Consider the following 24,420-nt stretch of genomic DNA (forward strand, 5'->3'; position numbering starts at 1 on the left):
TTGTTTTGTAGACATGAGACAATTAACTGCGGGGCGCAAATAACATCACACTGACCCCGGCTAAACAGATCAAAGCACCCATCCAGTCATAGAGATCAGGCGTTTTTCGATCGACCCACCAGCCCCAAAACACAGCAAGAACCACAAATACACCGCCATAGGCCGCATAAACCCGTCCGAAAGTTGGGAACTGCTGGAAGGTAGGGATGACCCCATAAGCGACGAGGATGAGGCTGCCGGCGATCCCGAAGCTGATAGGTTTTGCTTCACGCAGCCAAAGCCACACAAGATAGCCGCCGCCAATTTCTGCTATTCCTGCTAATAAAAAAAGAACGATCGTCAACATCATGTAAGGACACTCCAATTCATTTCGTTACCTTCTATTATGACATGTTGAAAAAATGCGTTCTACTTCATTTCCATTGTGAGGGACATGAGAGTTTGCTAAAATCAACTGAACAGAGAATGGAAACACATGGATTCTTGACTTTTTAGATATAAGTGATCCAAATGGCCTTGCTTTTCGTACAGTAAGTACATTCTCATGAGGAGCACATTTCCTTTTTCGGCGCTCTTTTTTTCTCCTTGAAAAAAGAGTAAAGTACAAAGTAGGCTTATTTCAGCAAATCGAGTGATAAGCAATACGTGAAGGATTTCATGATGAATGCAGCATGCTCTTTCTCATGAAAAAGGAAGGAGATGACCATGGATACACTGAAAGATTCTGAGCTATATCACAAGATCAAATTTGATCGTCACAAGCCTTCGCTTGAAGTGCTGTATGATCGTTATGAACGTGTGTTATATTCGTTTATTTATAAAATGACTGGAAGCCGTGAACTTGCGGAGGAAGTGCTTCAAGAAGTCTTTATCAAGCTCTGGCGCGGCATAGGAGAATACCATACGGATAAAGGGAAATTCTCATCGTGGTTATTCATGATGTCACGCAACACGGCCATTGATCTTCTAAGAAAGCACCGGAACGAAACGGCACTAGAAGATGAGCATATTGAATATTTAGCCGATCATCAAGAAGATGTATCAAAGGAAGTCGAATGGAACGAGGAAAAACAAATCATACGTGAAGCAGTATCTACATTGTCAAAAGAACAGCAAACCATCATAGAAGATGTCTATTTTAAAGGAATGACACAAAAAAGCATTGCTGAAAAGCTAGGCATCCCCATTGGAACGGTGAAGGGAAGAGTTCGATTGTCATTGAAGCACTTACGGACGAGACTGTCTCGCGGAGGAAAGGAGGAAGAGGCATGACTCAGTGTAAACATCAAGTGATTGATTATTTCAACGGGCATATCCAAGGAGAGGAAAAAGCACAATTTGAAGAGCATCTCAAGCACTGCTCAGCTTGCAAAGAAGAGCTTGAAGAATTGACATCGCTCATGTCTGACATTCCATTTCTAGCAGGTGACCAAACACCTCCGGCAGGGATGAAAGACCGTATTTTATCCCAGGTGTTTGAAGAAGAGACAGTCGAAGAAAAGAATAGCCATAGAAAAGACCTCAAGGCAGTACGTGAACCAAACGAGATGAAACCACTTCAAAAGAAACGAAACCAGTGGCTATTGCCGCTCGTTGCCGCACTGCTTCTCATTTCAGCAGCTGGAAACGTGTATTTCTTATTGAATGGAAAAGAACAGGCGGAAGAACCTGTCAGAGTTGTTGCGACAAAATCACTGGCATCAGCCGCATCACCAAAAACAACGGGTGCTTTTTCAGTGATTGAGCATAACGGCAAAAAAGAGCTGGTTGTGAGTGCAGACGGATTAAAGGATCAGCTTGATTCATCTGCTGTTTATCAAGTGTGGCTCATTAAAGGAGATCAGCCGGTACCAGCTGGTGCCTTTAAAACAGATAACAAAGGAGAAGGAACCGTCACCTATGCGTTATCTGAAAAAGAAGCAAGCGAATCATGGGATACCGTGGCAGTCACCCTTGAACCAAAAAAGGATAACAAGCTGCCGCAAGGACCTGTCGTACTAAGCGCTGCATTTTAAATATGATTCAGGAAGGATGCCTTTTTGGCATCCTTTTTTGATAAGCAGAGGGAACTTTATGGCAGAGCAGACGTAGTACATATGGAGGTGAAACAGATGAAACCATACATAGAAAAAGAACTATTTCTCTTATCAGTGAGACACGCATGTATTGCATGTTATTTTTTAGTGTTTCCATTCGTTGCACAAGTCCTTTATACCCCATCACCTTTATTGATCGCCCTCATCGCTCTTTTTATGACTCATAACTTAGTAGAATGTACCATTTGGTTTTATAAATCGAGAAAGATCAGGAAGCGCCAGTCTGGTGATCTATCGAAACGAGGACATGTCTTGACCCAGCTCATGCAAAGGCTGGAACAGTTGATCATGATCGGTTTTGTTGTTTTCTTTATCACGGAATGGATACATGGAGCAGCTGATCACCTAACTCTTTTACTAGCTATTTTTCTATTCATGCTCTTTTCCCTTCAGCACATCCAGTTTTATTACGTTCAGCTATTCTTTAAATCCACAAGCTGGTTTTCCTATGTTCCTTCATTGCAAAAGGCACGCCCTTCTTATATAGCAAGGGAGAGAAAGGCTTTGAAGAGTTCTTAATGTGCATTCACTCGTTTGATTACCCATAAACATCAGAAAATTATGATAAAATGTGGAAAAGAAGCATAGAGAAAGGGAGTGCAAGCGAGTGAAAGCTGTTGGACTATTGGAGTACTTACCGATCGAGCATGAGCAAAGCTTGATGGATCAGGAAGTAGAAGAGTCTAAAGCAACGGGTAGGGATATACTGGTGAAGATAGAGGCTGTGTCAGTGAATCCAGTTGATACGAAAGTGAGATCACCGAAGGATCAGAAGGAAGAAAAACTGAAAATTCTTGGCTATGATGCAAGCGGTACAGTTGTTGAAGTCGGCGAAGCGTGTACATTATTTCAGCCAGGTGATCACGTATACTATGCGGGAGATATCACGCGTCAAGGCTCAAATAGTGAGTATCAGCTTGTGGATGAACGGATTGTGGCAAAAAGGCCTGCCAATCTATCCTTTGCAGAAGCAGCCGCGATGCCTCTGACGACGATTACGGCATATGAAGCGTTATTTGACCGGATGCATATGAAACGAAATGCAGAAGGGGCAACACTGCTCATCATCGGCGGTGCAGGCGGAGTAGGTTCTATTGCCATACAACTAGCCAAATTAGCAAATGCCACTGTGATCGCCACTGCATCGAGACCTGAAACAAGAGAGTGGTGTCTGTCATTAGGTGCTGATCATATCATTGATCATCATGAGCCGCTTCTTGCGCAGCTTCAGGAAAAAGAAATAGGCGAAGTGGATTTCATTTTATGCCTAAATGATACAGACGGACATTTCAAAGGCATGGCAGAAGCCATAAAACCGCAAGGCACGATCTGTACCATTGTCGAGAATCAGCACAACCTAGACATTCAATTACTCAAAAATAAAAGTGCGGCATTTGTATGGGAATTCATGTTCACACGCCCTATGTATGAAACAGCGGACATGATCAAACAGCATGAGCTTTTGACAGAGGCGGGTGAGTTATTTGAGCAGGGAAAAATAACGCATACCTTAACAAAGGTTCTCAGTCCGATCAATGCTTCTAACTTGAAGCAGGCACATCAAACCCTTGAACAAGGAAAGATGATTGGTAAATTTGTACTAGAAGGATTTGAGAAAGGGGAGAGGGTATGACGTCATTACAATATCCGATTGGCTTATATGAACCGGTTGAAAATAAAACAAAGGAACAGCTAGAGTCATGGATTGATCAGTTGGCTGAGATTCCCCAAGAATATGAAACGGTCACCAATCAATTGACAGCTGCTCAGCTGGATACACCTTATCGGCCTGGAGGATGGACTGTCCGTCAACTTATTCATCATGTAGCAGACAGTCATCTGAATGCATACTTACGATTCAAGCTTGCGCTCACAGAAGAAACACCGCACATACGTCCATATGATCAGGCGGGATTCGCCGAGCTTCCAGACAGCAAAGCGCCCATCAGCCTATCACTGCCCTTAATCAGCAGTCTGCATCGCAGGTGGGTCACTTTACTGCGGGGAATGTCAGAGGAAGACTTCAACGCTTCTTATTATCACCCAGCCGATCAACAAACGGTATCCTTATATGATGCAACAGGTATGTACGTCTGGCACTCAAAGCATCACCTTGCTCATATCACGGAATTAATCAAAAGAAATCAGTGGAATTAAAGGAGTAAACGCATGTCTGGTAGAAGAATTGTCGGCGCCATGTTTATCTGTATGGCGGCATTGTTTTATTTAGCGAAATATGTGCTTTTTGAGATACGCTATAGTAACAGCTTAGGCTCAGAAAGAACGATTGAGGAACTTGAACAGCTGCTCCCTGGCGGTACGTGGATCAGCATTCTATTTCTCATCATCGGTTTAGCCTATCTTTTATGGGATGACAGAGTCGTTCTTCAAAAAACCTTCATTCTCTCAGATAAACAAGTAGAAGAAGAACTAAAAAAGACGGATCTCAAGTGACCGTCTTTTTTCCTTTTCATGTTTAGCCGCGTTCAGGACGCAGTGCTTTTTCTAAAATAGCCAGCCCTTCGTTGACTTTTTCTTTTTCCTCGTCATTGAGCCGTTGCAGGGAGTTTTTGATTTTTTCGTGTCCTTTTTGATAAATGCTTCTGAAAATATTTTTCGCTTCCTCAGTTAGTTCGACGACAATGATTCTCCGGTCACGCTCAGAGTGCTTTCGTTCAACAAAATGAGACTGTTCTAACCGATCAAGCAGACCTGTCATATTGGACAAAGAAGCGCCCATTTTTTCAGCGATTTCGGATACCTTGAGAGAGCCATGGTTATTGAGCAGCATGAGTACCTTCATTTGAGGCATACTCATATCGAGCTTCATCCATTCTGACACATCTCCAAGACCTGCAGCTGTGAGTACTTTCATATAAAGCACCCATGTCTTTTTTTCCTCTGGAGATAGAATCTCTTCTTTTAATACTGTGGTGTCATGAATATTGTATTCCACGCTTGTTCACTTCCTTTAAGCGGCTCTTTTCTCTATATTACTGATTTTTACTTCTAATTGAAAGGTTCGTCAAGCTTTTGAATGTTAAACTGCATGAATCAAGTGGTATTTGTTGTATAATAATGTTCAGTCGAAATAAATGAAGCAACTTAGAAAGTTGGGAAAAACATGTGGAACAAAAAAACGGGTATGACGATCTTAAAAATGCTTTTTCCGATCGTGATTATCCTTGTCTTAATTTTTGTCGCCAAGAAGGAACTGAGCGGCCTTTCCATTAAAAAAACGTTTTATATCATTGACAGCTTGAATCGAATGGACTTGTTTATTCTTGTCTTTCTTGGACTGGTTGCAGTGTTATCGATGTCCTTATATGATTTTATTTTACGAAAAAGCCTGAATATGCCCATCAGCGGCTGGAAAACGATTCGCATTTCTTGGATTGCGAACTCCTTTAACAGTGTCCTTGGGTTCGGCGGTCTATCAGGAGCAGGGCTTAGAACACTTCTATATAAGGAGTACATAACCGATACGAAAAAACTGCTCAAAGGCATTGCCCTTTTGACTTCCTCGGTCCTTTTGGGCTTATCTATTTTCAGCGATCTGATCTTGGTGAGGGTGCTTCCTGTTGAAAGTATTATCAGCCAAGAGCCGTGGCTGTGGGCTTTTGTGATCATCTTTGCTTGTATTGTGCCTATTTACATCATTATGGCGTCCATACGAAAAAGCTCAATTGAGAGCGGTGAAAGCGGACTGAAGCATCCGATTTACGCTTATATTGGTGCATCGTTTTTAGAATGGCTCGCAGCTGGTCTTGTCATGTACATGGCTGTCGTCTCTATGGGGATGAATGTCGATGTCCGGATTGTATTAGGCGTATTTGCGATTGCGTCAATTGGCGGTTTAATCAGTATGGTTCCGGGCGGTTTTGGTTCGTTTGACCTCATCTTTTTATTGAGTATGCAGTACATTGGGTTTGATAAAGAGATGGTGCTGACGGCGCTCGTTTTGTACCGCTTCGTGTACTCGATCTTCCCGTTTATCCTTGGGCTTTGTCTAGCTGCTTATGATTTAACGGGAACGACGCTTAGACGTCTTGAAGGCAATCCCAGAATGGCACCAGCCGTAGAAACAACGAACGTCTTAATTGTGCTGCACCGTGCTTTATTAATCCGTTTACTGTACGGATCATTATCAATTTTAACCTTTGGAAGCGGCTTGCTCATTATGGCGTCTGTTGTCCTTCCTGTCGATCGATTAGGTGTAATTACGAGCATTCCACGCTTTTTGTTATCAGGATTTAATGGTCTTTCTTTAATGTTCGGCATTATCCTGATGGTTTTGTCCATTGAAGTGTACAAACGAACGAAAAGATCATACGTGCTGACGATGATCGCCCTAGCAGGCGGCTTTGTGTTTACTTTGTTAAAAGGCTTTAACTTAAGTCTTATCTTTATACTGCCAGTCATCATGGCTGTCTTTTTCTCTCTTCGAAATCAATTTGTGAAGCAGCAGGCTCCTTATTCGTTGTATCAGTTTGTAGCGGCTGCCGCTGGTTATTTACTCGTCCTGTTTAACTATAATGTCATCGGTAACTTTATTTGGACCAAAATCGGGCATTTCTTGAGTAAGGATTACCTCGTGCATAATGAACGGCACATCACGATGACAAGCATGATTGCGCTTATCGGTGTACCGCTTTTCTTCTTCATTAGTAAATTGATTTTTAATAAGAAAGCATTTCCGATTGGAGAAAAAGCAGATGAGGAAAAACTAAAAACATTTTTAGAAGAAAAGGGCGGCAATGCCCTTAGTCATCTTGGCTTTTTAGGCGATAAAAAATTATTTTTCTCAAGTGATGGAGAGGCGATGCTTCAATTTGGACGCATTGGCCGCTGCGTCATTGTGCTCGGAGATCCTTCTGGACGTAAAGCATCCTATCCACTAGTGCTTGAAGAGTTTTTACAGCAGACAGAAAAAGCAGGCTATCGCGTCGCTTTTTATCAAGTAGAACGGGAAGGGATGGCGCTCTACCATGACTTAGGCTTTCATTTCTTTAAGCTTGGAGAAGAAGCCATGGTCGATTTAGAAACGTTCTCTCTCTCCGGTAAGAAAAAATCAAATTTACGGGCTGTGGCCAATAAGTTTGAACGAGAAGGCTATACGTTTGACATGCTGGAACCTCCTTTTTCAGATGAGCTGATCTCAACCTTAAAACAGATTTCTGATAGCTGGCTTGGAAAGAAAAAAGAAAAAGGGTTTTCGCTCGGCTATTTTCAAGAAGATTATCTTCAAAAAGCACCAATTGCGATACTGAAGGATGAACATGGGGAGATCATTTCTTTTGTGTCATTAATGCCGATGTATCAAGAAGGGGAGATATCGATCGACCTTATGCGTCATATGCATGATGCACCGAACGGGATGATGGATGCGCTGTTTATCCACCTTTTTCAATGGGCGAAAGAAAAAGGCTACAAATCCTTTAACATGGGAATGGCGCCTTTATCAAATGTAGGAACATTTCATCAGTCCTTTCTCACGGAGCGTTTGGCGAGTGTTATTTTCAACAACGTCAGATTTATGTACAGCTTCAGTGGATTACGATCGTTTAAACAGAAATATAAACCTGAATGGCGCGGAAAATATTTAGCGTATAAAAAGAATACATCTTTACCTGTCACAATGGTGCTTGTCACCAAGCTGATAGGGATGGACCCAAATCGCAGCCGGCGTCCATAGATCAAAAACCTTTACCTTTCACTAGGTGAAGGTTTTTTTAGACAAAAGAATAGCAAAAGTGGTAAAGTTGAAGAGTAAGGGGGATGTAAATATGACATTAAATGAATGGTTTGCAAAGGGATTAACTGAACGTACATATGTACACAACATGGAGAAAAACCGAGAAAATCTACTCACGGTGTACAACCAGTACGCAATTCATCAAAAAGAAAAAGAGCTGCTTCAAAAGCTGCAAAAGAAAAAGCTCAGAGCGCTTGTCATCACAGCGGATTGGTGCGGAGATGCGATGGTCAATGTACCAATTTTCATGCGTATTGCAAGTGAAGCACTCATTGAAGCGCGCTATTTCATTCGGGACGAGCATCTAGACCTGATGGATCAGTATTTAACGAACGGAACCGCAAGATCGATTCCGATTATCGTGATCATTGATCAAGACGGGAATGAAGTAGGAAAATGGGGACCACGCTCAACAGAAGCACAGCGCTTTGTTGATGAGAAAAAACCAGACAAGGATGCTCCTGATTTTGAGGAAGCTTTTCAAGTATTTGCGAAAGAAGCCGCACATCACTATACGACAGATCGTTACTTATGGAAAGATATTGAGAAAGAAATAGTAGAAGTTTTGGAAAAAATATAAACCAAAAGACTACTTCGCCGCAACGGGAAGTAGTCTTTTTTTATCTTGTTTTTGCGTTTCACCTACAAAACACCGCATAAAGATGTAGAAAAACCGCAGAATTCTACAAAAAACCGCAGAAAACCGCAACGCATCACGATTTTCCCAACCATTTTTAGTTGAAAAACCTCATATGTGCCATGAAAACCTTAATTTTGCCCTTATCTAAAGGCTCATATAACGCACGTTGGTTTGCTTTTTCCCAATACAAGAGGCCCAGCAACTATAGTAATCTAGTTGTAATCTCCTTTGAACGAACTAAAAAAACAAATGACGGAAAAGGGCTGGCGATCAATCTATGAAAAAAATCATTTATCTCGATCAAGAAAAAAAGAAGCTCGCTGAATCGAAAAAAAGAGAACAGCGTTCCATCAAATCACTTAGGCTGCTTGTGTTTTATGACGGGCAAAGTCCTTCATGTGCAAAAGCGATAGACTTGTTGAAAGCTCTCGATTGGAAGAACCGTATTCATTTTGAATCCTTTCGACACTCGCAGCTGCTCAAACTGAACAAAATAAGTGAAGAAAAGGCAGAAAAGCGGATCGTGTCAATTTCCTTAGCCAAAAACCAAAAAAATTCGGGGATCTATACATTGCTGAAAATTGCTTGCAATATCCCTGCATTATGGGGAACGATCCCATTCATCGTGCTCAGCATTTGGTTAGGCTTTGGGCAGCATGCGTACGATTACTTTGCGAGAAAGCGGTATGTCCATTCAGTCAAACAAGTCACCCGTCCTGATACAGATCAACAGAAGACCATTTAATGAATAGGAAAAGCATGACCTTCGATCGGCAGAAGGTCATGCTTTTTTGTAATAGGGGACATATGATGCAAGATGATGAAGCAGCGTTTTCGTGTAGGACATATAGGTACGTTCGTCAAGCTCAGAAGCCGCATAGGAAAGCAAGGTTCTTAGAGCAAATAAGTACTCACTGTGCAGCTCATTGTGTTTAAAGTAAGGAAGGGCTGCTTCGATCAAATAGGTTTTCAAATCAAGAGGGTTTTCCTCAATCATCAATTTATAGATTTTGATCATATATAAACAGTTTGGCTGAATACGAGGCTGTTTTAACAGCTCATGTATGTAGGGAAGTGCCTTTTTGCGGTCGTATTCAGCATATAATGTCGCGATTTCATACAGAGTTTCACAGTACCGGTCTTCTATCTGTTCTTGATTAAAGTAATTGAGTGAATCTAGTAAATAAGGCACAGCTGAAGAGAAATCACCTTCCCGTTTTAAAAGTACCCCGTAATAAAAATATGCGGTCATTTTAATATAGGCATCAGGATAAAGGGATGTGTGCAAAATCACTTCTTTTAAATATTTCTTCGCCGTTTGAAAGGCTTTTAGTTCCAGTGAGATCACGCCATGAATGAGTGTGCAGTGAATGATCCGTTTGAAATTGTTCTTTTGTCTATATAAATCCATCGCTTGATGGGTTGCTTCAAGCGCATCACCAAGATGTCCCATGTTTCCAAGTGCTTTTGCATAGTGATAATACAGGTCACTTTGTTCAACAGACGCATAAGAAAAGCAGCTCTCCAGTTTCTTTATGCCTTCTTCAAGCTGACCATTTTTAATGAGATGAATGCCATCTAGATATTCAAATATTTCTTTTTCCGTTTCAATAAAGGTTTTTTCAAATTTTTTCAGCACGCGGTGTGTTTTTAAGGCAAGCGGCTGCTTGTCCGATAATAAATAAAATTGAAATAAGGACAAATGATACTGAATGCCTAAATCCAGCGAAAAGAACTGTTCCTCGTGCTGAATGATCATTTCTGCATTTTGTTCCGCTTGATCGAGTGCATAGAAATACATATTCATTTGAAACTCATCCAAGAGTGACAGCAGGTGACGCGCCTTTTGTGACAGCGTTTCTTGACTGATGCCGAGTCGTTCAAGCAATAAATTGATCGTATCTTGATTGGCCTCTTTTGAGCCATTTTCGATTTTACTTAAATGAGAGACAGAACAAATTCCTTCTGCCAATTCAGATTGGGTCATATTTTGTTTATACCGGTAGAGCTTAATGATTTGCCCGATATTGATTTTCATTCCATCCAGAAGCCTCCCTTCCAATCATGGGTTGAAAGCCTTTTGACAAAAGAACCGAATCAGACAAAATGGGAATACCTGAAATCATTTCATCATCTTGGCTTTTTTATCAAAATTTGTTTAAAACGTAATATGATTGTAACATTACTTGAAAAACTCAAACAACTTTTTAGCAGACGGGATGGGAAACATCATTTGCAACTGCTCGAAATGATGTTTATAATGTGAATGAGAATCAATTTCAATTAAGATTGATTGAAAGGATGACACATATGCCAGAAATCAAACAACAAACAGAAGCGTTAACGGTACGAGACGCTGTCAGATATAGACGATCCATTCGGAAATTCAAAGAAACGCCTGTGACCATTGAGCAGCTTCAGCCGTTATTAGAGGATGCGGTCTATGCACCGAATCATAAAATTACGGAGCCGTGGCGCTTTCTATATGCGGTGACGGATGAAGCGAAAGCGACATTTGTTGATCGCTTCGTTGCGTTCTTCAAACGCAACAATCCAGATGCAAAGGAAGAAAAGATCAATCAATATAGAGATTACTTTTCAAAAGTTCCAGCCCTTTTACTTGTAGTGTTAAAGGAAGACGAAAACCCAGTAGTGAGAAATGATGATTTTGCCGCTGTGAGCGCACTCATTCAAAACTTCCAGCTGCTTGCTTGGGATCAAGGAATCGGTATGGTCTGGAAGAGCGGCCGCATCTTATACGACAAAGGCTTTCAACAGGACATGGGTCTAAAGGAAAACGAGCGGTTTGCTGCCATCCTTCATATTGGTTATCCAGAAGAGGTGCCTGAGGAAAAATCACGTCAGAAAGCATCAAGTCTTCTTACTGAAATCAAATAAAAGAAAAGCAGACCGCTAATGGGTCTGCTTTTTACTTATTGTTTTTTGGCGCGCTGGTCGGCTGCTTTCATACGTGCCATTGCTTTTACGTCATTCGGATCTGCAAGTTCTTTGGAAAATTCAACATATTCGCCATCCGACTCTTGTGCTGCAAGTTCGTGATTGGCTTTTTGGTGTTGGTCTTTTTTCAAAGCCTTTCCCTCCTTTACAAGATCACTTTAGTTATGTGCTTGTTGGAGTGGAATATCCATCTTATTTGTTTCTTTTTTCTGCTGCTCTTTCCGCTTTTTTGAATTCCTGCTGATACAGGACTTCCTGGGTTTTCTTCAGCTTTGAAGTTGGCTGGTGTTCTTTTTTCTTCATCAAAATCGCCCCCTCATCTCATTTCTAATAGGATGGGTGTTTTTGACAAAAATTATTCCTTTGAATGCAAAATCGCTTCTTTTAATTCAGGATGCAAAAAGTCATAAGAAGAAAGCAATGCCTTCTTCGGCAGCGCACGCTGACCTTCTAAAACAAGTAATGACATTTCGCCAAGTGCCGTTCGAATGACAAAGGATGGGACCTTCAGCCAGTGAGGGCGGTGAAGGGTAGACGCTATCGTTTGTCCAAGCTGCTTCATTTGAACAGGATTCGGTGATGTGACATTGAGTGGACCTGAGATGTCGTCATTGTGTATGGCATAAGCAATGAGATGTGCTACATCTTCGACATGAACCCATGAAACCCATTGCGAGCCGGAGCCAATCGTTCCGCCGGCAAATAGTTTATATGGCAGTGTCATCAGTGGCAAGGTACCATTTTCTCCTAACACGACGCCGAAGCGTGTGTAGACGGTACGAATGCCGAGTGCTTCAATCTTTTGCCCCTCAGCTTCCCAACGCTTGGATGTATGACTTAAGAAATCAGTATCCGCAGGAGGTGATTCCTCTGTAAAATCTCCTGTTTGAGACGTGCCATAAATTCCGACAGCACTTGCTTGAATGAGCACAGATGGTTTCGATTCCTGCGCTTCTATAATGCGCCTTACTTCTTGTGTGGATTGAATACGGCTAGAGAGGATGCCTTCTTTTGCCTTGTCTGTCCAGCGGGTGAAAATGGATTTTCCAGCAAGGTTAATCCAGACATCAATCGCAGGCAATTCATGTTCAGGCGCAGCACCTTCTGTCAGCCACTGCACATAGTGTAAATGATTTTGTTCGGATTCCTTTGGATTTCTTGTTAAAATATATAGATGATGTCCTTCAGCAGCGAGCACTTTCGTGACGTGCTGGCCGATAAAACCGGTTCCTCCGGTGATGGCGATATTCAATTGACATCTCTCCTCTCATATACATACCTATATCTTTCACGATTTTGAATCAGAAGAAACATCCTGACTGTTTGAAAAAAGGAGTGATCACAGGATGCCCTATATTACAAAAATCTCCGCTCAAAAAAACAATACAGAGCGGGTAAACGTCTTTCTTGATGAAAAGTACGCCTTTAGCGTGGATCTAGATGTGCTCGTCCAGCACGATTTGAAAAAGGGAAAAGAGCTGGATGAAGCCGATATCATCGACATTCAATTCGGTGATGCTGTGAAAAAAGGATTTCAGCAGGCCGTCGATTATTTATCCTACCGAATGAGATCGGTGAAAGAAGTCACAGATTACTTGACGAAAAAAGAAATCCCGGCACCTGCCATTAGTGAAATTATACACAAATTAAAGCATTACAAGTATGTAAATGATCTTGAATTTGCGGAAGCCTATGTCAGCACCCACCGTAAAACGAACAGCAAAGGGCCGTCCGTCCTGAAAAAAGAGCTAAAGCTCAAAGGGATAGATGATGACAACATTGAACAAGCACTATCGCAATATCCTGATGACTTACAGCTGGAGGAAGCTGTGAAGCAGGTTCAGAAGCTTGTGAGAAAAGAAAAAAATCGTTCCGCAAAAGAGATCGAGCAGCGCATCAAGCTGCAGCTGCAGCGAAAAGGATTTTCGTTTGAGATCATTGATAAAGCCCTTCAAGAAGCCTATGATGGACAAGAAGAGGAAAAGGAAGAAGAAGCGCTCCTTTATATGATGGAGAAGGCAAAACGAAAGGTAGGATACGACGGATCATTTGAAAAGAGGATGAAGGTGAAGCAATTTTTATTCAGAAAAGGCTTTGATCTCGACACAATTGATCACGTTTTAGACAAAGGGGAATGACAGATGGACAAACGTTATAGTGAGATGACGGAATACGAATTGAAGCAGGAGATAGCCTCTCTTTCAGAAAAAGCACGTAAGGCTGAGCAGCTTGGCATTGTGAATGAATATGCCGTCTTAGAACGGAAAATCGATATGGCCAAAGCCTACTTAGTAGATCCAGCCTTGATTCAAACGAAAACGACTTATCAAATCAAAGATACAGATGATGAGTTTTACGTGGAATATTTAAATGGTGTATTTGCGTGGGGACACAGAGTATCAGCCCCAAATAAAGAAGATGCACTGCCAATTTCAATGCTTACGAAAAAGGACTGATCCGAGAGATCAGTCCTTTTCTTTACTTCGAACGTTGTTTACGGACGTTGTTCTGAAGTACGATGTCGTGCTGCGTTTGCTGCGTTTCTCCGTTGACCTGAGAGGCAGAATGCTTTGCATTCGCCCATGGTTGAGGGTAAGCGGTTGTCCTTAATTGAACAAAGTCTTCCATATACGATTTCCCATTTGAACTCATATCTCAAGCACTCCCTTTGGAAAAATTAGCGTTTCCCTGATGCCCTCATTCGTTCCTGTGGACGTGTATTCGTCTCACCATTCGGCCTTTTAGACGCATAAGCATCTGTGGCGCCTGGCTCGCCTTCAAATTTGTGATTCACTTGATTTGGAAAGCCTTTTGCTTTATTACGCATTTCGATTCCCTCCAAACAATACAAATCATTTGCGTCTTTTGAAGACGTAAGGGTAGTATATGAAAAAAGAGTTTTTTTTAAAAAGGCACTTTCTGCTAGATGAAGGAGGAACCGACATGGAACAATACTTTGAGCGATTAACAGAACAACTGATGGAAAAAAACAATATGCTGACATATGACGAAGCACGTACATGGGTAGAGCTGCTTTGGAGTGATTTTGAAACGACCTATGCAAAGGCTGGCCACAAGTATAAAGGACAGGAAACAACTGAACGGATTGTCCAAGAGTGGATTGAGAGCTACGGTGCGCAGCTGCATTTATTCCAAAATAAACAATCGAAGGCAAACGAGCATCTACAAGAGCAGAATAAAGGGCTGCTTCATTAAAAGAAGTGCCCCTCATCTTTTTCAATAAATAGGAAAATATATAAATGAGTAAACAATTTTATGATACAATACCCAGTCTGTGATCGAAATTACAGGCTTTTTACAATGGTTAAACTTAAAATTACATTAAATTCATCTTGCTGAAAATCAATGGAAATAAAACTTTGATATAATGGAACGATTAAAGAAACATGTAATTTATGGATAATAAAAAAGGGTTTCGTTTCCTGATAAAAAAGGAATAATGAACATATCAGACTATGTGAAAAAAGTGAAGAGAAGGTGCGATATGGAACGAGAATTGCTCTCTGTTATAATTCCTTCTTACAATGAAGGTGAAAACATCAGACGAATCTTTGAGGCACTCGAGGAAGAGTTTCGCGATTTTCATTATGACTTTGAAATCATTTTTGTGAATGATGGAAGCAAAGACAATACACTTCAATATATGAGAGAACTCTCTCGCAAAAGTGCAAAGGTCAAATACATTTCCTTCTCACGTAACTTTGGGAAGGAAGCCGCTATTCTGGCAGGACTTGAATATGCGAATGGAGTAGCTGCGATCATCATGGACGCCGACCTGCAGCACCCAACGTATTTGATTCAGGACTTCGTCAGAGGATATGAAGAAGGCTACCATCAAGTCATTGCCAAACGGAACCGTAAAGGAGACAGCAAGCTTCGCTCTTACTTATCATCCATGTACTATAAAGTGATGAACAAGGTAGTCGAAGTGGACTTGCGTGATGGCGTGGGAGATTTCCGCTTAATTTCGCGCCAAGCAATCGATGCATTGCTTCAGCTGAAAGAAGGAAATCGTTTTTCTAAAGGGCTTTTTTGCTGGATTGGGTTTGAAGAAAAGGTCATCTATTATGAAAATGTAGAAAGACAGCATGGTGATACAAAATGGTCATTAAAGAAGTTGTTTAACTATGGCATAGATGGCGTTATTTCCTTTAACAACCGCCCGCTGCGTATTTGTTTTTATACTGGCATACTGATCTTATTCCTCTCTTTGATTTACATCGTGGCCACCTTTATTCAAATCGTCAAAACGGGCGTGATAGTACCTGGTTATTTCACTTTAATATCGGCTGTGCTTTTCCTCGGAGGTGTCCAGCTTTTGAGTCTAGGTGTGATTGGTGAATATATTGGCCGCATTTATTATGAAACGAAAAAGAGGCCGCATTATTTGATCCAAGAATCAAATGTCATGCAGCAAGAGACAAGCTCTAAGGAACAAGACCGAGTGTTAACGCAGTTATTTAAATAACGTGGAGTCAAATAACCGGCAAGCACGAATCGCTTGCTGGGTTGTTTTGTTTCAAAGAACAATGGATCTTTTGTGGAAAGGATTTAGATAATGAAACGTAGATGGATAATCATTGGAATGTGCCTCATTCTCGCATTATTAGGCCACTCCTTTTTCTTATATGAATATACGCAAGGCCGGTACATGACAGGAGATGGGGATGGCATTTCGCAAATGCTCCCATTTAAAAAGCTGCTTTACGACGAATACGTCAAAGGGAATTTCTTTTATTCCTATCAATTCGGTCTAGGCGGCGGTACATACACGCAATTAGGGTATTATTTCACAACGTCGACGGTCTTTATGGTGACAGTCGCTGTCGTTTGGCTGATGAATGCGCTCCATCTCATACAGTCAACAGACATCCATTTTTGGGCAAATGCCGTCATTTGGCTGAGCGTGATCAAGCTGACGCTTATTCTTTTCATCGCTTACCGTGTGCTTCTTTCAATGGTTCAAAATAGATTGGGTGCACTGACAGGTGCCGCAATCTATGGATTATCTATTGTATATTTCCGGCATCAAACGTTTTGGGAATTTTTCACCGACAGCATGATGTGGCTTCCGCTGCTTGTGCTTGGGGTTGAGCGGATATTCAAAACGGGTAAGCCCGCTTGGTTTATTGCGAGTTGCAGTCTGATGCTGATCAACAACTTTTACTTTGCTTATATTCACTTTATCTTTTTAGCGATCTATCTTGTCTTCAGATATATGATCAAGCTGCGAAGTGAGGAGCACGGGTGGAAAGTATTTTGGACACTTGCGATCTCTACGCTGTTATCTTTTGGGATCAGTGCCGCCTTTTTTATCCCGTCTGTTTATGGCTTTCTTAACAATATAAGACCGCCGTATGAACAGACCATTCCTTGGTTCGAGCTGCATGATCATCTGCTGTTTACGAGCAGGGTGTATTTATTACCTGTGATTTTTCTCATTTGTATGTTCCTCGTTCCGCTTTACCGGAACAGATGGTTTTTCATGTTTACATCCATCAGTATGCTGCTCATTGTTTTTCACTACAGTCCAAAGATGGCGAGCGTGTTTAATGGTTTTTCTGCACCGCAGTACAGATTTGAATACATTCTGGCCTTTACAGTTGGAGCGGTCGTTGCCATCACGATCAAGCATTTCTCACAAATCGAGTGGAAGTGGAAAAAGCGTGCGGTCTTAGGCGCTTGGATCGTGTTCCTTCTCGCTGTCGTCCTTTCAGAACGAGCAAAGGGAAACATGGATGTCGTTGTGTTTACAGGTATAGGACTGCTTGTGATCAGCTTGTTCTTCCTATGGATGCATGCGGAAAAACGTCAGCACCTTCGTCTCTTTTCAGCTGTGCTTATTGCCATCAGCTTACTGACAGCAGGCGTGTATCAGCAGGGATACTTATCTGAAAGAAGCAATATTAAGAGCGTATCAGATACGTATCTGAATAGTGAGGTATATGCTGGACATGAACAAATGAAGCTCATTCAGCAAATTCAAAGCCGCTCAAAAGATCCGCTCGCCCGGATTGATTGGATGAATGGCGTGCGCAACAATACCCCATTATTTGAAGGCTTCCAAGGCATGAGTGTGTATTCAAGTATATTGAATCAGCATTTGCTCAATTTCTACTGGAATGACCTGCAAATCGATATGGGAAGGGAAAGTGTCAGCCGTTATGCAACAATGGGGGACAGGGCGAATTTATACAGCCTGACCTACGGAAAGTATTATATGAGAGACAAAAGGGTGTCTTTCTCACCGCCGGTTTATTTTAAGCCAATATTGGAAAGAGAACATTATGAAGTGTATGAAAATACACGCCCGCTCCCATTTGCAAGAACAACGAGTACCGTCTATTCAGAAAAGTCACTAGAGCATGCGTCAGCACTTGATAAAGAACATGCGATGTTGCAAGGTGTGATCTTAAACAAAAAAGGAAATGCTGAAATCGACCAATCGCCTGATCGAATAAAGGATACAAACATTCATACTGAACAAGCGGTATACGAAAATGGCGTGCTTGATGTATACGGGAAAACGGGCGGGCTGAATATCACCCTTCCAGATGATATCGCTCGTGCCGGGGATGTGTATGTGAGCTTTTATGTGAAGCGGACCGACCGTAACGAAGGGTTTCAGTTATCTGTGGATGACTACGTCACATCACGCAAAAGCAATACGTCTATCTACAAAACAGGAGTTAATGACGTGACGATTCGAGTCCCTGCGGAAAAAATCCTTTCTATACGAGTTCCAAAAGGGACGTATGAGCTGAGTCAATTAAAGCTGTATCATGAGCCTTACCGCACCCTTGCGCGGGCATATGAAAAAGAAAAACAGGATGATGGCAACCAGCAGGTGAAACTTAAAAATAACCGCTTTACGATTTCTTATGAGAACAAGCGCGGCGATGATTATATGATTCTGCCTGTTCCATATGAAAAAGGCTGGGAGCTCACGGTGAACGGCCATCAAACCGATATTGAACAAGCCAATTACGCCTTTATCGGTTTTCCAATAGAAAAAGGCAAAAACGAGATTGTGCTAACCTACTATCCGCCTTATATCAGAATTCTCGCATTGATTTCACTCGTCAGTTTGATTGGTGCGATCCTCTATGCACGGAGAAAACACAAGAAACACCACTTTTCATCATAAGTGGTGTTTTTTTATCTTTCATCTCATACGTAAGTTTCTTCATCCCATTCAATCGTGTATTCGTTCATTTTTTTATCAATATCGTTTTGAATACTCATGTGCTGAAATAGCGCATTCAATTCTTCTGTCCTCTTTCTTCGATCTTTTTCATAATAATAGAACGCATCTCGATAATCATGATCCCTTAGCATCTTTGCTATGAGCATGGCATCTTCTAGACTATACGATGCTCCTTGACCAACAAAAGGGTTCGCCGTATGTACCGCATCACCTACAAGAACAACACGTCCTTTTGACCACACAGGAAAATCCTTTATTTCATAGATACTTCTTGGAAAGAACATGTTTGTATGATCGATGATGTCAGAAAGGTGTTTAGGAATGCTCCAATGTTCCATTTGTTTATATAATAACTGTCGGATGGTTTCTTTATTGGCTTTCTCAAAATGTTTTGTAGGTAACTTCTCAGGACACTGAGAGAAAGCTTGCCATAAAATATTCATTTTATTTGTTGGATGCGCTTTTCCAAAAATGAATTGAAAGTTTCCGTCATTGTAAAAATAACTTGTTGCCTCATCCAATACAAAATTCTTCACAAACGATACTCCTTGTAGTCCCCAAAAGCCGCTATAATCTAATTTAGCATTAAACGCAATAGCCTCTCTTGTTTTCGAAAAAGTTCCATCTGCTCCTATTACGATATCACCTGTTATCACAGTTTCATCTTCAAAAAGAACCTGAACGGAATGAGGCTGCTGTTTGATCGAGGTTAACTTTTTGTTGTATTTCACTTCTATTCCTTGACGGTGAACTTCTTTTAAAAGTGATTTGATGATTTGGTCTCTCATGACGTTCAGTAAAGGAGCATCATAATATTTTTCACTATAATTGTGAAAGATCGCTTCTACTTCATTTTCACTGTTTATTTGCTGGATCTTCTTTATCACTGTTGCATTTGCTATCACTTCATTTTTACACCCGATTCCATCCAAAATCTTTACCCCATTCGGAGACAGTAAAAAACCTGCTCCTGTTTCTAATTCTTCATCTGACCTGCTTTCATAAATCGTACTTTCCATTCCAGCCTTTTTTAAAAATAAAGAAGTAGCCAATCCGGCTACACCACTGCCGATAATAATCACATTTTGAGATTTCATTATTTCCCCTCCTCTTTTATAAACAGACCGGTCGGTTTATTTTGGTGCAAAAAAATAAGCTTTTTCATATAGGACAGCGTATCACAATTCCCCCTTTTTATTTGGTAATTAAAGTATATGATAATATGTTATAAATGATTTAGCAAGAATGAAACTATCCAATTTCTGATCAACTTCTTTTAAAAACATGAAGGGGATAACAAAACATGAACAAAGATACCGTGATAAAACACTATGGACACACCCTTGAATGGGTACAGTCACTAACGGAAGTAACAGAAGAAGAATGGCATAGCGCCATCACTGATGGAAAGTGGAGCATTGCTGAGATCATCGCACATTTTGTTCCATGGGATGAATTTATTTTACACGATCGCCTAAAGGAATTTTGGAACAATAAAGCGTTACCTCAGGCACCTGATGTGCATGAAATGAATCAGCAGTCAGCCGAAAGAGCAAGAAAGGAAGAGAGAAGCGAGACGATCGGGCGATTTATTGCTGTTAGAACAGAATTGCTTCAAGAAATGAAGAAAATCGAAGCATCTCGCTGGACTACACCCTTTCTGATCGGTCAAACCGAGCTGACGTTATCAAGTTATTTTCAAGGTTTGATTAAACATGATCTTCATCATATGGAGCAGGTCAAACAAGCGCTCTCTACAGAAAGACGATAGCGCCTCACGATGCTTCTTTCTCAAATGGAAACGTCGCATAATCAAATAAAAAATGAAATAGCCAAAGACTAAGCGCAAAGAGAATTTCTTCAGAAGTAGTCAGCAAAATGCCGTCAACCAATTCGTCTGATACATAGACAGCACCCCAAATAAACAAAAGGTGAAGTAAAACGGCATAGAAAACGATAGATCGTTTTTTGGACCGACACTTACGAACAAACCGCATGAGCACGTGTTCCAGATGTTCAAAAGAGATCCCAAGTACAACATAGATGCCCATAAACAGTAGCAATGATAAAATCGATTGGTAAAAAGCACCGGTCAAATGAAAGAACAGCACACAAAACAACAAAAATATGTAACAGATAGCTGATATCGCCATCAGCCATTTCAGCCCTTGCCATAAAGCGTGAACAGATTGTTGCATGGGTAAACAACACTCCTTTACATGAAGATACCTGCAAAAAGGACAGCCTTTTTGCAGGAAGGTGGAATTAATCCTCTTTTTTAGTCGCAGCGATGACAGGGTGTTTTTCAGTATCAAGCAATTTCAAGAATTCTTCACCTTGATCTAAATGATCAAGAACAAGCTGTTTCGGTGTGACTGCAAGCCACTGATTCAGTGAGATATCTGCATAATGGTCGCTCTTGAAGATTTCTAAGAAATAAAGTGGTTCGTCACCTGTATTTTCTACATAATGCCCCATCGCAAATGGCACATAGCCAACGTCTCCCGCCTGATAGTTAAAGGTTCTCGCATGTCCATCAGAAGCAAAGACCGTCATTCGTGCCTTTCCAGAAATGAAATATTGCCATTCATCCGTATTTGGGTGCCAGTGTAGCTCACGAATGGCACCTGGATCAACTTTCACTAGAGCAGAGGCAATCGTTTTAGAGGCTTTGAAATTGGTAGAATCCGCAATCCACACTTGTCCGCCGCTTGACGTAATCGGCTCTTGCTTTAACAGCTCATATTTAAAGGAGTTCGGGACTTCTCCTTGCTCTGTTTTCACCTTGTCACACTCAAGGGAACCAGGGATTCCTTTTTGGAAAATATACTTCTCTTTCTCTGGCAGTTTTTCAAATTGCTCCTTTGTCATTCCAAAGTTTTGGAGCACAACTTCCTCTGGGGTATGCGCAAGCCAATCAGTCACTTGGAACGTACTATTTTCAGAGAAGGAACCATCATCAAACACAAGCAAGAATTCCGCTCCTGGTTCAAGTGCTTGAATAGAGTGCGGCAAGCCAGAAGGGAAGTACCATAAATCTCCCTCAGTCACATCCTCTGTAAAATTCCGCCCCTCTGCATCAACCGATGTAATTCGGGCTTCCCCATAAATCATGTATGCCCACTCCGCTTCCTTATGCCAGTGCAGCTCACGAATTGCACCAGGTTTTAGCCGCATGTTCACAGAGGCAAGACTTTTAGAGATTGGTAGTTCACGTACCGTGACTTCTCTTGCGTAACCGCCTTTTTCTAAACGGTTGTGCGTATCAGAAAAAGAATATTTCATGTTGGGAACCGTTCCATGATCGGTTTCTGGTGGCGTGAGCATATCTGGGTTTTGTCTGTCTCGCTCGAGATTACGTGGAATTTTGACTGTTGCTCCTTTTTCTCCTCGAATCGGCTGCGGTACACCATTTTGCTTTTCACTCATGATAAAATCCCCTTTCAACATCGTATTGTGTGAGGTGACAAAAGGCCTTTCATTTCGTCCTCGTTTTCATAAGGTGAAACGAATCAAGAAGATGTCAATCTAATTCATCATTTTTTTGAGCAGCGACCAATCGTTGGATGAGTTTGCTTAATTCATCAAACTTTCGTTCAAAACGTGTCAGCAAATAAATCGTCAAAATGGCAGGAAAGCCAGCCTGACCGAGCTGCTTCAACCATTCCTCCGAAAAAAAGGTCTCCATTTGTCTCACCTCCCAGCGGATGCTCGTCTTCTCTATAAGTGGTATGAAAGAAGAAATAGGAAATCAAAGGGGGAGAAAATGAACCATTAGACCCGTTTCACAAAGTTTACTTTTTTTAACTTTTGTCCACTTAATGCAAGTAGAGAGAACAAAGGGGAGGATGCACATGGATTATCGGCTGTTATTGAAAGCAAAATGGAATGAAATCGTTGATCACCCGCTCATTCAGCAATTTTTAAGCAACCCTAAAAACCAGCAGCTGCTTAGGCAAGTCATGGAAGAGCCAAACGAGGAAAATGCGAAAAAACTAGATTCCGAGTTCAAGCAGTTTTATCAAAAAATCCGCATCATCAAGTATATCTCCACAATGATACGCATCTTTTCAGTCGACTTTGACAAACGAGTCAAAAAAAAGCAGCAGCGTTTTCCGCTCATACTCGACCATCCTGATCATCAAGAAGTGAAAGACCCTGTTCAAACAGATACGTATGAAGCTGTGCTCTTCAACCAGCAAGACTTAGGGGAGCACCTGCAAGACCAAACATTGTACAAGGCCTACCAGCAGCTCACAGACAAACAAAAAATTGTTTTAACCCATATTTATGTTGAAGGTCAAACAATGAAAGAAATAGCCGATCGGCTAGGCGAAACGAGACAAAACATCTCAAACATACACAAAAAAGCACTCAACAAACTAAAAGAAGAAACAGGGGGAGAAGTCCGTGCACGAAGACAAAATGACCAATGGAGAAATGGAAGAACTCATTGAAACCTTCACACCCATGATCAAAAAGAAACTACAAAACACGGCATATCAAGAAAGAGAAGACCTCGAACAAGAACTCTATATCAAACTCATTGAAAAAGTAGACAGGCTGATTTATCAGGAGGGACCTGGCTTTTGGGAGTTTATTGTGGAATATATGACAAAGTTGTAAGCACAAAAAAAGACTCGCTCACACTGAGCCGAGTCTTAATTTTTTTTGCAGTTTTTCTTCACTGAAAATCCAGCCGGTATAGGAATTTTTGATTTGGTGGTCCATGTCGATATGGCAGATCGCGACGAAAGGATAGTGACCTTTGCTGCGGTAGCGCAAATCAATGAACCGCACCTCATAATGATCCTTGTATTTATCCACTTCCCACCGGTAGACAGGGGAGAAGGAGAGAAAGGCTGAAATGTTTTCATCTTGTTTGGCAATTTTCATAATTTCAGTATCAGGGACCGGCACCCGGTTAAAGGTGTCTAAAATGACAACCTCTCCATTCATACTGCGCCCAACATGGAAAGAGGATTTACATTTCACGGCAATGCGCCATTGTCTGAACTTCATCGTAGGCGAAATAATAATGTCTTCAATTTCATCGAATCGTGCACGCAGCTGACGTTTGATCTGAAGCTGCATGATGACCCTGACGATATAGTAACAAAAAATCACCGCATACAGCGTTATGAACGTATAGCCGGGATGACCGCCAATCGCCCAAACGACAATGGCGACAAGGTGTGTAAAAAAGATGAATGGATCAAACGTGTTTATAATCCCAAGCGCTACCCACTTCTTTGAAAATGGACGAATGGCCTGTGTGCCGTATGCATTGAATATATCGACAAACACATGAAGCACAACGGCTAATAGGGTCCATAACCAGAGGTGAAGTAAATTCGCCCCCGGCACAAATGGGAAAATCACAGCCGGAATCAGCAATGACCAAAATAGTACAGCCGGAATGGAATGTGTAAATCCTCGGTGATTTCTTATATAAACCGCATTATTTTTTAGTTTTAGCACAGTATCAATGTCTGGTGCTTGGGAGCCGGCGATGGTCGCGATCATCACGGCGTGTGCCAAGTGTGGATCTGCGCTGACGGCTGGATCTAAAAGTGCAAGTCCCCCAAGAGAAATGCCCATTACTACATGAGTACCAGTGTCCAATTGATTACCTCCTAGTTGTCATGCTTAGGAACAATCATACAAAGTATACGCCTTCTTTCAAGACTATGTGCAAAAGCACTTTTGCTTTGTCTTGATTTAATGTAACATGTTAACGTAT

31 protein-coding genes are annotated in these 24,420 nt (G+C 41.4%); 18 read left to right on the plus strand and 13 right to left on the minus strand.

The window, feature by feature from the left end; translation table 11 throughout:
- Positions 1-22: 22 nt before the first annotated feature.
- Positions 23-349, minus strand: a complete 327-nt coding sequence (locus MHI16_RS04390; protein ID WP_058015760.1) for a YnfA family protein — start codon at positions 347-349, stop codon at positions 23-25.
- A 356-nt stretch (positions 350-705) separates the two neighbouring features.
- Here MHI16_RS04390 and MHI16_RS04395 point away from each other — a divergent pair, with 356 nt between their 5' ends.
- From MHI16_RS04395 to MHI16_RS04420, 6 genes are all read left to right on the plus strand, one after another.
- The gene (locus MHI16_RS04395) at positions 706-1,272 is read left to right on the plus strand and encodes a sigma-70 family RNA polymerase sigma factor (RefSeq protein WP_050944756.1); all 567 of its coding nucleotides are present in this window, start codon (positions 706-708) and stop codon (positions 1,270-1,272) included.
- Positions 1,269-2,015: an anti-sigma factor gene (locus MHI16_RS04400; protein WP_058015761.1), complete on the plus strand. Its 747-nt coding sequence runs from the start codon at positions 1,269-1,271 to the stop codon at positions 2,013-2,015. Before MHI16_RS04395 ends, MHI16_RS04400 begins: the two co-directional genes overlap by 4 nt.
- A gap of 96 nt (positions 2,016-2,111) precedes the next feature.
- Positions 2,112-2,615, plus strand: coding sequence for a hypothetical protein (locus MHI16_RS04405; protein WP_058015793.1), 504 nt, complete (start codon positions 2,112-2,114; stop codon positions 2,613-2,615).
- A gap of 88 nt (positions 2,616-2,703) precedes the next feature.
- Positions 2,704-3,729, plus strand: a complete 1,026-nt coding sequence (locus MHI16_RS04410) for a zinc-binding alcohol dehydrogenase family protein (protein ID WP_058015762.1) — start codon at positions 2,704-2,706, stop codon at positions 3,727-3,729.
- The gene (locus MHI16_RS04415; RefSeq protein ID WP_058015763.1) at positions 3,726-4,253 is read left to right on the plus strand and encodes a YfiT family bacillithiol transferase; all 528 of its coding nucleotides are present in this window, start codon (positions 3,726-3,728) and stop codon (positions 4,251-4,253) included. The genes MHI16_RS04410 and MHI16_RS04415 overlap by 4 nt, the downstream gene beginning before the upstream one ends.
- A gap of 12 nt (positions 4,254-4,265) precedes the next feature.
- The gene (locus MHI16_RS04420) at positions 4,266-4,550 is read left to right on the plus strand and encodes a hypothetical protein (protein WP_058015764.1); all 285 of its coding nucleotides are present in this window, start codon (positions 4,266-4,268) and stop codon (positions 4,548-4,550) included.
- 22 nt (positions 4,551-4,572) lie between these two features.
- On the opposite strand, the gene MHI16_RS04425 is transcribed toward MHI16_RS04420, so the two are convergent.
- Complete coding sequence (locus MHI16_RS04425; RefSeq protein WP_003217817.1) at positions 4,573-5,052, minus strand: MarR family transcriptional regulator; 480 nt, start codon at positions 5,050-5,052, stop codon at positions 4,573-4,575.
- 168 nt (positions 5,053-5,220) lie between these two features.
- On the opposite strand from MHI16_RS04425, the gene mprF reads away from it, so the two are divergent.
- The 3 genes from mprF (at position 5,221) to MHI16_RS04440 (ending at position 9,236) form a co-directional block, all read left to right on the plus strand.
- Entirely contained in the window at positions 5,221-7,791 is a 2,571-nt protein-coding gene (mprF, locus tag MHI16_RS04430; RefSeq protein ID WP_058015765.1) for a bifunctional lysylphosphatidylglycerol flippase/synthetase MprF, read from the plus strand.
- Positions 7,792-7,882: 91 nt separating this feature from the next.
- Complete coding sequence (locus tag MHI16_RS04435) at positions 7,883-8,431, plus strand: thioredoxin family protein (protein WP_058015766.1); 549 nt, start codon at positions 7,883-7,885, stop codon at positions 8,429-8,431.
- 337 nt (positions 8,432-8,768) lie between these two features.
- The gene (locus tag MHI16_RS04440) at positions 8,769-9,236 is read left to right on the plus strand and encodes a DUF393 domain-containing protein (protein WP_058015767.1); all 468 of its coding nucleotides are present in this window, start codon (positions 8,769-8,771) and stop codon (positions 9,234-9,236) included.
- Positions 9,237-9,272: 36 nt separating this feature from the next.
- Here the strand turns inward: MHI16_RS04440 and MHI16_RS04445 are convergent, their stop codons facing one another.
- Complete coding sequence (locus tag MHI16_RS04445; protein WP_061407125.1) at positions 9,273-10,529, minus strand: transcriptional regulator; 1,257 nt, start codon at positions 10,527-10,529, stop codon at positions 9,273-9,275.
- A 272-nt stretch (positions 10,530-10,801) separates the two neighbouring features.
- Here MHI16_RS04445 and MHI16_RS04450 point away from each other — a divergent pair, with 272 nt between their 5' ends.
- Positions 10,802-11,389, plus strand: coding sequence for a nitroreductase (locus tag MHI16_RS04450; protein ID WP_061407129.1), 588 nt, complete (start codon positions 10,802-10,804; stop codon positions 11,387-11,389).
- A gap of 35 nt (positions 11,390-11,424) precedes the next feature.
- On the opposite strand, the gene MHI16_RS04455 is transcribed toward MHI16_RS04450, so the two are convergent.
- The 3 genes from MHI16_RS04455 to MHI16_RS04465 all read right to left on the minus strand — a co-directional run bounded on the left by MHI16_RS04455 (position 11,425) and on the right by MHI16_RS04465 (position 12,701).
- Positions 11,425-11,580, minus strand: coding sequence for a YfhD family protein (locus tag MHI16_RS04455; RefSeq protein WP_003217852.1), 156 nt, complete (start codon positions 11,578-11,580; stop codon positions 11,425-11,427).
- Positions 11,581-11,641: 61 nt separating this feature from the next.
- Entirely contained in the window at positions 11,642-11,752 is a 111-nt protein-coding gene (locus MHI16_RS04460) for a YfhE family protein (RefSeq protein WP_017358836.1), read from the minus strand.
- 52 nt (positions 11,753-11,804) lie between these two features.
- Positions 11,805-12,701 (minus strand): TIGR01777 family oxidoreductase, encoded by an 897-nt coding sequence (locus tag MHI16_RS04465; RefSeq protein WP_061407131.1) that lies wholly within the window; start codon positions 12,699-12,701, stop codon positions 11,805-11,807.
- A 94-nt stretch (positions 12,702-12,795) separates the two neighbouring features.
- Here MHI16_RS04465 and recX point away from each other — a divergent pair, with 94 nt between their 5' ends.
- Positions 12,796-13,587, plus strand: a complete 792-nt coding sequence (recX, locus tag MHI16_RS04470) for a recombination regulator RecX (RefSeq protein WP_061407133.1) — start codon at positions 12,796-12,798, stop codon at positions 13,585-13,587.
- 3 nt (positions 13,588-13,590) lie between these two features.
- The gene (locus tag MHI16_RS04475) at positions 13,591-13,905 is read left to right on the plus strand and encodes a YfhH family protein (protein WP_061407135.1); all 315 of its coding nucleotides are present in this window, start codon (positions 13,591-13,593) and stop codon (positions 13,903-13,905) included.
- A gap of 22 nt (positions 13,906-13,927) precedes the next feature.
- Here the strand turns inward: MHI16_RS04475 and MHI16_RS04480 are convergent, their stop codons facing one another.
- Both MHI16_RS04480 and MHI16_RS04485 read right to left on the minus strand, forming a co-directional pair.
- Positions 13,928-14,101 (minus strand): YpzG family protein, encoded by a 174-nt coding sequence (locus tag MHI16_RS04480; protein ID WP_003217811.1) that lies wholly within the window; start codon positions 14,099-14,101, stop codon positions 13,928-13,930.
- Between the two features lie 25 nt (positions 14,102-14,126).
- A complete protein-coding gene (locus MHI16_RS04485) occupies positions 14,127-14,276 on the minus strand; it encodes a small, acid-soluble spore protein K (protein WP_003217849.1) in 150 nt (49 codons plus the stop codon).
- A gap of 116 nt (positions 14,277-14,392) precedes the next feature.
- On the opposite strand from MHI16_RS04485, the gene MHI16_RS04490 reads away from it, so the two are divergent.
- The 3 genes from MHI16_RS04490 to MHI16_RS04500 all read left to right on the plus strand — a co-directional run bounded on the left by MHI16_RS04490 (position 14,393) and on the right by MHI16_RS04500 (position 18,617).
- Positions 14,393-14,665: a YfhJ family protein gene (locus MHI16_RS04490; protein WP_003217809.1), complete on the plus strand. Its 273-nt coding sequence runs from the start codon at positions 14,393-14,395 to the stop codon at positions 14,663-14,665.
- A 289-nt stretch (positions 14,666-14,954) separates the two neighbouring features.
- A complete protein-coding gene (locus tag MHI16_RS04495) occupies positions 14,955-15,938 on the plus strand; it encodes a glycosyltransferase family 2 protein (protein WP_061407137.1) in 984 nt (327 codons plus the stop codon).
- 87 nt (positions 15,939-16,025) lie between these two features.
- Positions 16,026-18,617 carry a YfhO family protein gene (locus tag MHI16_RS04500; protein ID WP_081106433.1) on the plus strand — a complete coding sequence of 864 codons (2,592 nt, stop codon included), beginning with the start codon at positions 16,026-16,028 and terminating at the stop codon, positions 18,615-18,617.
- A gap of 23 nt (positions 18,618-18,640) precedes the next feature.
- Here the strand turns inward: MHI16_RS04500 and MHI16_RS04505 are convergent, their stop codons facing one another.
- Positions 18,641-19,774 (minus strand): NAD(P)/FAD-dependent oxidoreductase, encoded by a 1,134-nt coding sequence (locus MHI16_RS04505; protein WP_061407141.1) that lies wholly within the window; start codon positions 19,772-19,774, stop codon positions 18,641-18,643.
- Positions 19,775-19,980: 206 nt separating this feature from the next.
- On the opposite strand from MHI16_RS04505, the gene MHI16_RS04510 reads away from it, so the two are divergent.
- Positions 19,981-20,448 carry a DinB family protein gene (locus tag MHI16_RS04510; RefSeq protein ID WP_144462945.1) on the plus strand — a complete coding sequence of 156 codons (468 nt, stop codon included), beginning with the start codon at positions 19,981-19,983 and terminating at the stop codon, positions 20,446-20,448.
- A 4-nt stretch (positions 20,449-20,452) separates the two neighbouring features.
- On the opposite strand, the gene MHI16_RS04515 is transcribed toward MHI16_RS04510, so the two are convergent.
- From MHI16_RS04515 to MHI16_RS04525, 3 genes are all read right to left on the minus strand, one after another.
- A complete protein-coding gene (locus tag MHI16_RS04515; RefSeq protein WP_061407143.1) occupies positions 20,453-20,875 on the minus strand; it encodes a regulatory YrvL family protein in 423 nt (140 codons plus the stop codon).
- Between the two features lie 67 nt (positions 20,876-20,942).
- Positions 20,943-22,106, minus strand: coding sequence for an oxalate decarboxylase family bicupin (locus MHI16_RS04520; protein ID WP_061407145.1), 1,164 nt, complete (start codon positions 22,104-22,106; stop codon positions 20,943-20,945).
- 94 nt (positions 22,107-22,200) lie between these two features.
- Complete coding sequence (locus MHI16_RS04525; RefSeq protein WP_081106434.1) at positions 22,201-22,365, minus strand: YvrJ family protein; 165 nt, start codon at positions 22,363-22,365, stop codon at positions 22,201-22,203.
- A 166-nt stretch (positions 22,366-22,531) separates the two neighbouring features.
- Between MHI16_RS04525 and MHI16_RS04530 the strand changes: the two genes are divergently transcribed.
- Positions 22,532-23,134: a sigma-70 family RNA polymerase sigma factor gene (locus MHI16_RS04530; protein ID WP_061407147.1), complete on the plus strand. Its 603-nt coding sequence runs from the start codon at positions 22,532-22,534 to the stop codon at positions 23,132-23,134.
- A complete protein-coding gene (gene rsoA, locus MHI16_RS04535) occupies positions 23,103-23,303 on the plus strand; it encodes a sigma-O factor regulator RsoA (RefSeq protein ID WP_061407149.1) in 201 nt (66 codons plus the stop codon). Before MHI16_RS04530 ends, rsoA begins: the two co-directional genes overlap by 32 nt.
- Before the next feature lie 18 nt (positions 23,304-23,321).
- Here the strand turns inward: rsoA and MHI16_RS04540 are convergent, their stop codons facing one another.
- Positions 23,322-24,302 carry a metal-dependent hydrolase gene (locus MHI16_RS04540; protein ID WP_061407152.1) on the minus strand — a complete coding sequence of 327 codons (981 nt, stop codon included), beginning with the start codon at positions 24,300-24,302 and terminating at the stop codon, positions 23,322-23,324.
- Positions 24,303-24,420: the final 118 nt, after the last annotated feature.

This window comes from Bacillus sp. FSL K6-0923 (genome assembly GCF_038630825.1).
In the GTDB taxonomy this organism is placed as follows: Bacteria; Bacillota; Bacilli; order Bacillales; family Bacillaceae; genus Bacillus; species Bacillus pumilus.

What these genes read in the sequence shown, in the direction of transcription:
- MHI16_RS04390 (WP_058015760.1), bottom strand. Translation starts at nt 349, where the DNA reads ATGATGTTGACGATCGTTCTTTTTTTATTAGCAGGAATAGCAGAAATT.
- MHI16_RS04395 (WP_050944756.1), top strand. Translation starts at nt 706, where the DNA reads ATGGATACACTGAAAGATTCTGAGCTATATCACAAGATCAAATTTGAT.
- MHI16_RS04400 (WP_058015761.1), top strand. Translation starts at nt 1,269, where the DNA reads ATGACTCAGTGTAAACATCAAGTGATTGATTATTTCAACGGGCATATC.
- MHI16_RS04405 (WP_058015793.1), top strand. Translation starts at nt 2,112, where the DNA reads ATGAAACCATACATAGAAAAAGAACTATTTCTCTTATCAGTGAGACAC.
- MHI16_RS04415 (WP_058015763.1), top strand. Translation starts at nt 3,726, where the DNA reads ATGACGTCATTACAATATCCGATTGGCTTATATGAACCGGTTGAAAAT.
- MHI16_RS04420 (WP_058015764.1), top strand. Translation starts at nt 4,266, where the DNA reads ATGTCTGGTAGAAGAATTGTCGGCGCCATGTTTATCTGTATGGCGGCA.
- mprF (WP_058015765.1), top strand. Translation starts at nt 5,221, where the DNA reads ATGTGGAACAAAAAAACGGGTATGACGATCTTAAAAATGCTTTTTCCG.
- MHI16_RS04435 (WP_058015766.1), top strand. Translation starts at nt 7,883, where the DNA reads ATGACATTAAATGAATGGTTTGCAAAGGGATTAACTGAACGTACATAT.
- MHI16_RS04440 (WP_058015767.1), top strand. Translation starts at nt 8,769, where the DNA reads ATGAAAAAAATCATTTATCTCGATCAAGAAAAAAAGAAGCTCGCTGAA.
- MHI16_RS04445 (WP_061407125.1), bottom strand. Translation starts at nt 10,529, where the DNA reads ATGAAAATCAATATCGGGCAAATCATTAAGCTCTACCGGTATAAACAA.
- MHI16_RS04450 (WP_061407129.1), top strand. Translation starts at nt 10,802, where the DNA reads ATGCCAGAAATCAAACAACAAACAGAAGCGTTAACGGTACGAGACGCT.
- MHI16_RS04460 (WP_017358836.1), bottom strand. Translation starts at nt 11,752, where the DNA reads ATGAAGAAAAAAGAACACCAGCCAACTTCAAAGCTGAAGAAAACCCAG.
- recX (WP_061407133.1), top strand. Translation starts at nt 12,796, where the DNA reads ATGCCCTATATTACAAAAATCTCCGCTCAAAAAAACAATACAGAGCGG.
- MHI16_RS04475 (WP_061407135.1), top strand. Translation starts at nt 13,591, where the DNA reads ATGGACAAACGTTATAGTGAGATGACGGAATACGAATTGAAGCAGGAG.
- MHI16_RS04480 (WP_003217811.1), bottom strand. Translation starts at nt 14,101, where the DNA reads ATGAGTTCAAATGGGAAATCGTATATGGAAGACTTTGTTCAATTAAGG.
- MHI16_RS04485 (WP_003217849.1), bottom strand. Translation starts at nt 14,276, where the DNA reads ATGCGTAATAAAGCAAAAGGCTTTCCAAATCAAGTGAATCACAAATTT.
- MHI16_RS04490 (WP_003217809.1), top strand. Translation starts at nt 14,393, where the DNA reads ATGGAACAATACTTTGAGCGATTAACAGAACAACTGATGGAAAAAAAC.
- MHI16_RS04495 (WP_061407137.1), top strand. Translation starts at nt 14,955, where the DNA reads ATGGAACGAGAATTGCTCTCTGTTATAATTCCTTCTTACAATGAAGGT.
- MHI16_RS04505 (WP_061407141.1), bottom strand. Translation starts at nt 19,774, where the DNA reads ATGAAATCTCAAAATGTGATTATTATCGGCAGTGGTGTAGCCGGATTG.
- MHI16_RS04510 (WP_144462945.1), top strand. Translation starts at nt 19,981, where the DNA reads ATGAACAAAGATACCGTGATAAAACACTATGGACACACCCTTGAATGG.
- MHI16_RS04515 (WP_061407143.1), bottom strand. Translation starts at nt 20,875, where the DNA reads ATGCAACAATCTGTTCACGCTTTATGGCAAGGGCTGAAATGGCTGATG.
- MHI16_RS04520 (WP_061407145.1), bottom strand. Translation starts at nt 22,106, where the DNA reads ATGAGTGAAAAGCAAAATGGTGTACCGCAGCCGATTCGAGGAGAAAAA.
- MHI16_RS04525 (WP_081106434.1), bottom strand. Translation starts at nt 22,365, where the DNA reads ATGGAGACCTTTTTTTCGGAGGAATGGTTGAAGCAGCTCGGTCAGGCT.
- MHI16_RS04530 (WP_061407147.1), top strand. Translation starts at nt 22,532, where the DNA reads ATGGATTATCGGCTGTTATTGAAAGCAAAATGGAATGAAATCGTTGAT.
- rsoA (WP_061407149.1), top strand. Translation starts at nt 23,103, where the DNA reads ATGACCAATGGAGAAATGGAAGAACTCATTGAAACCTTCACACCCATG.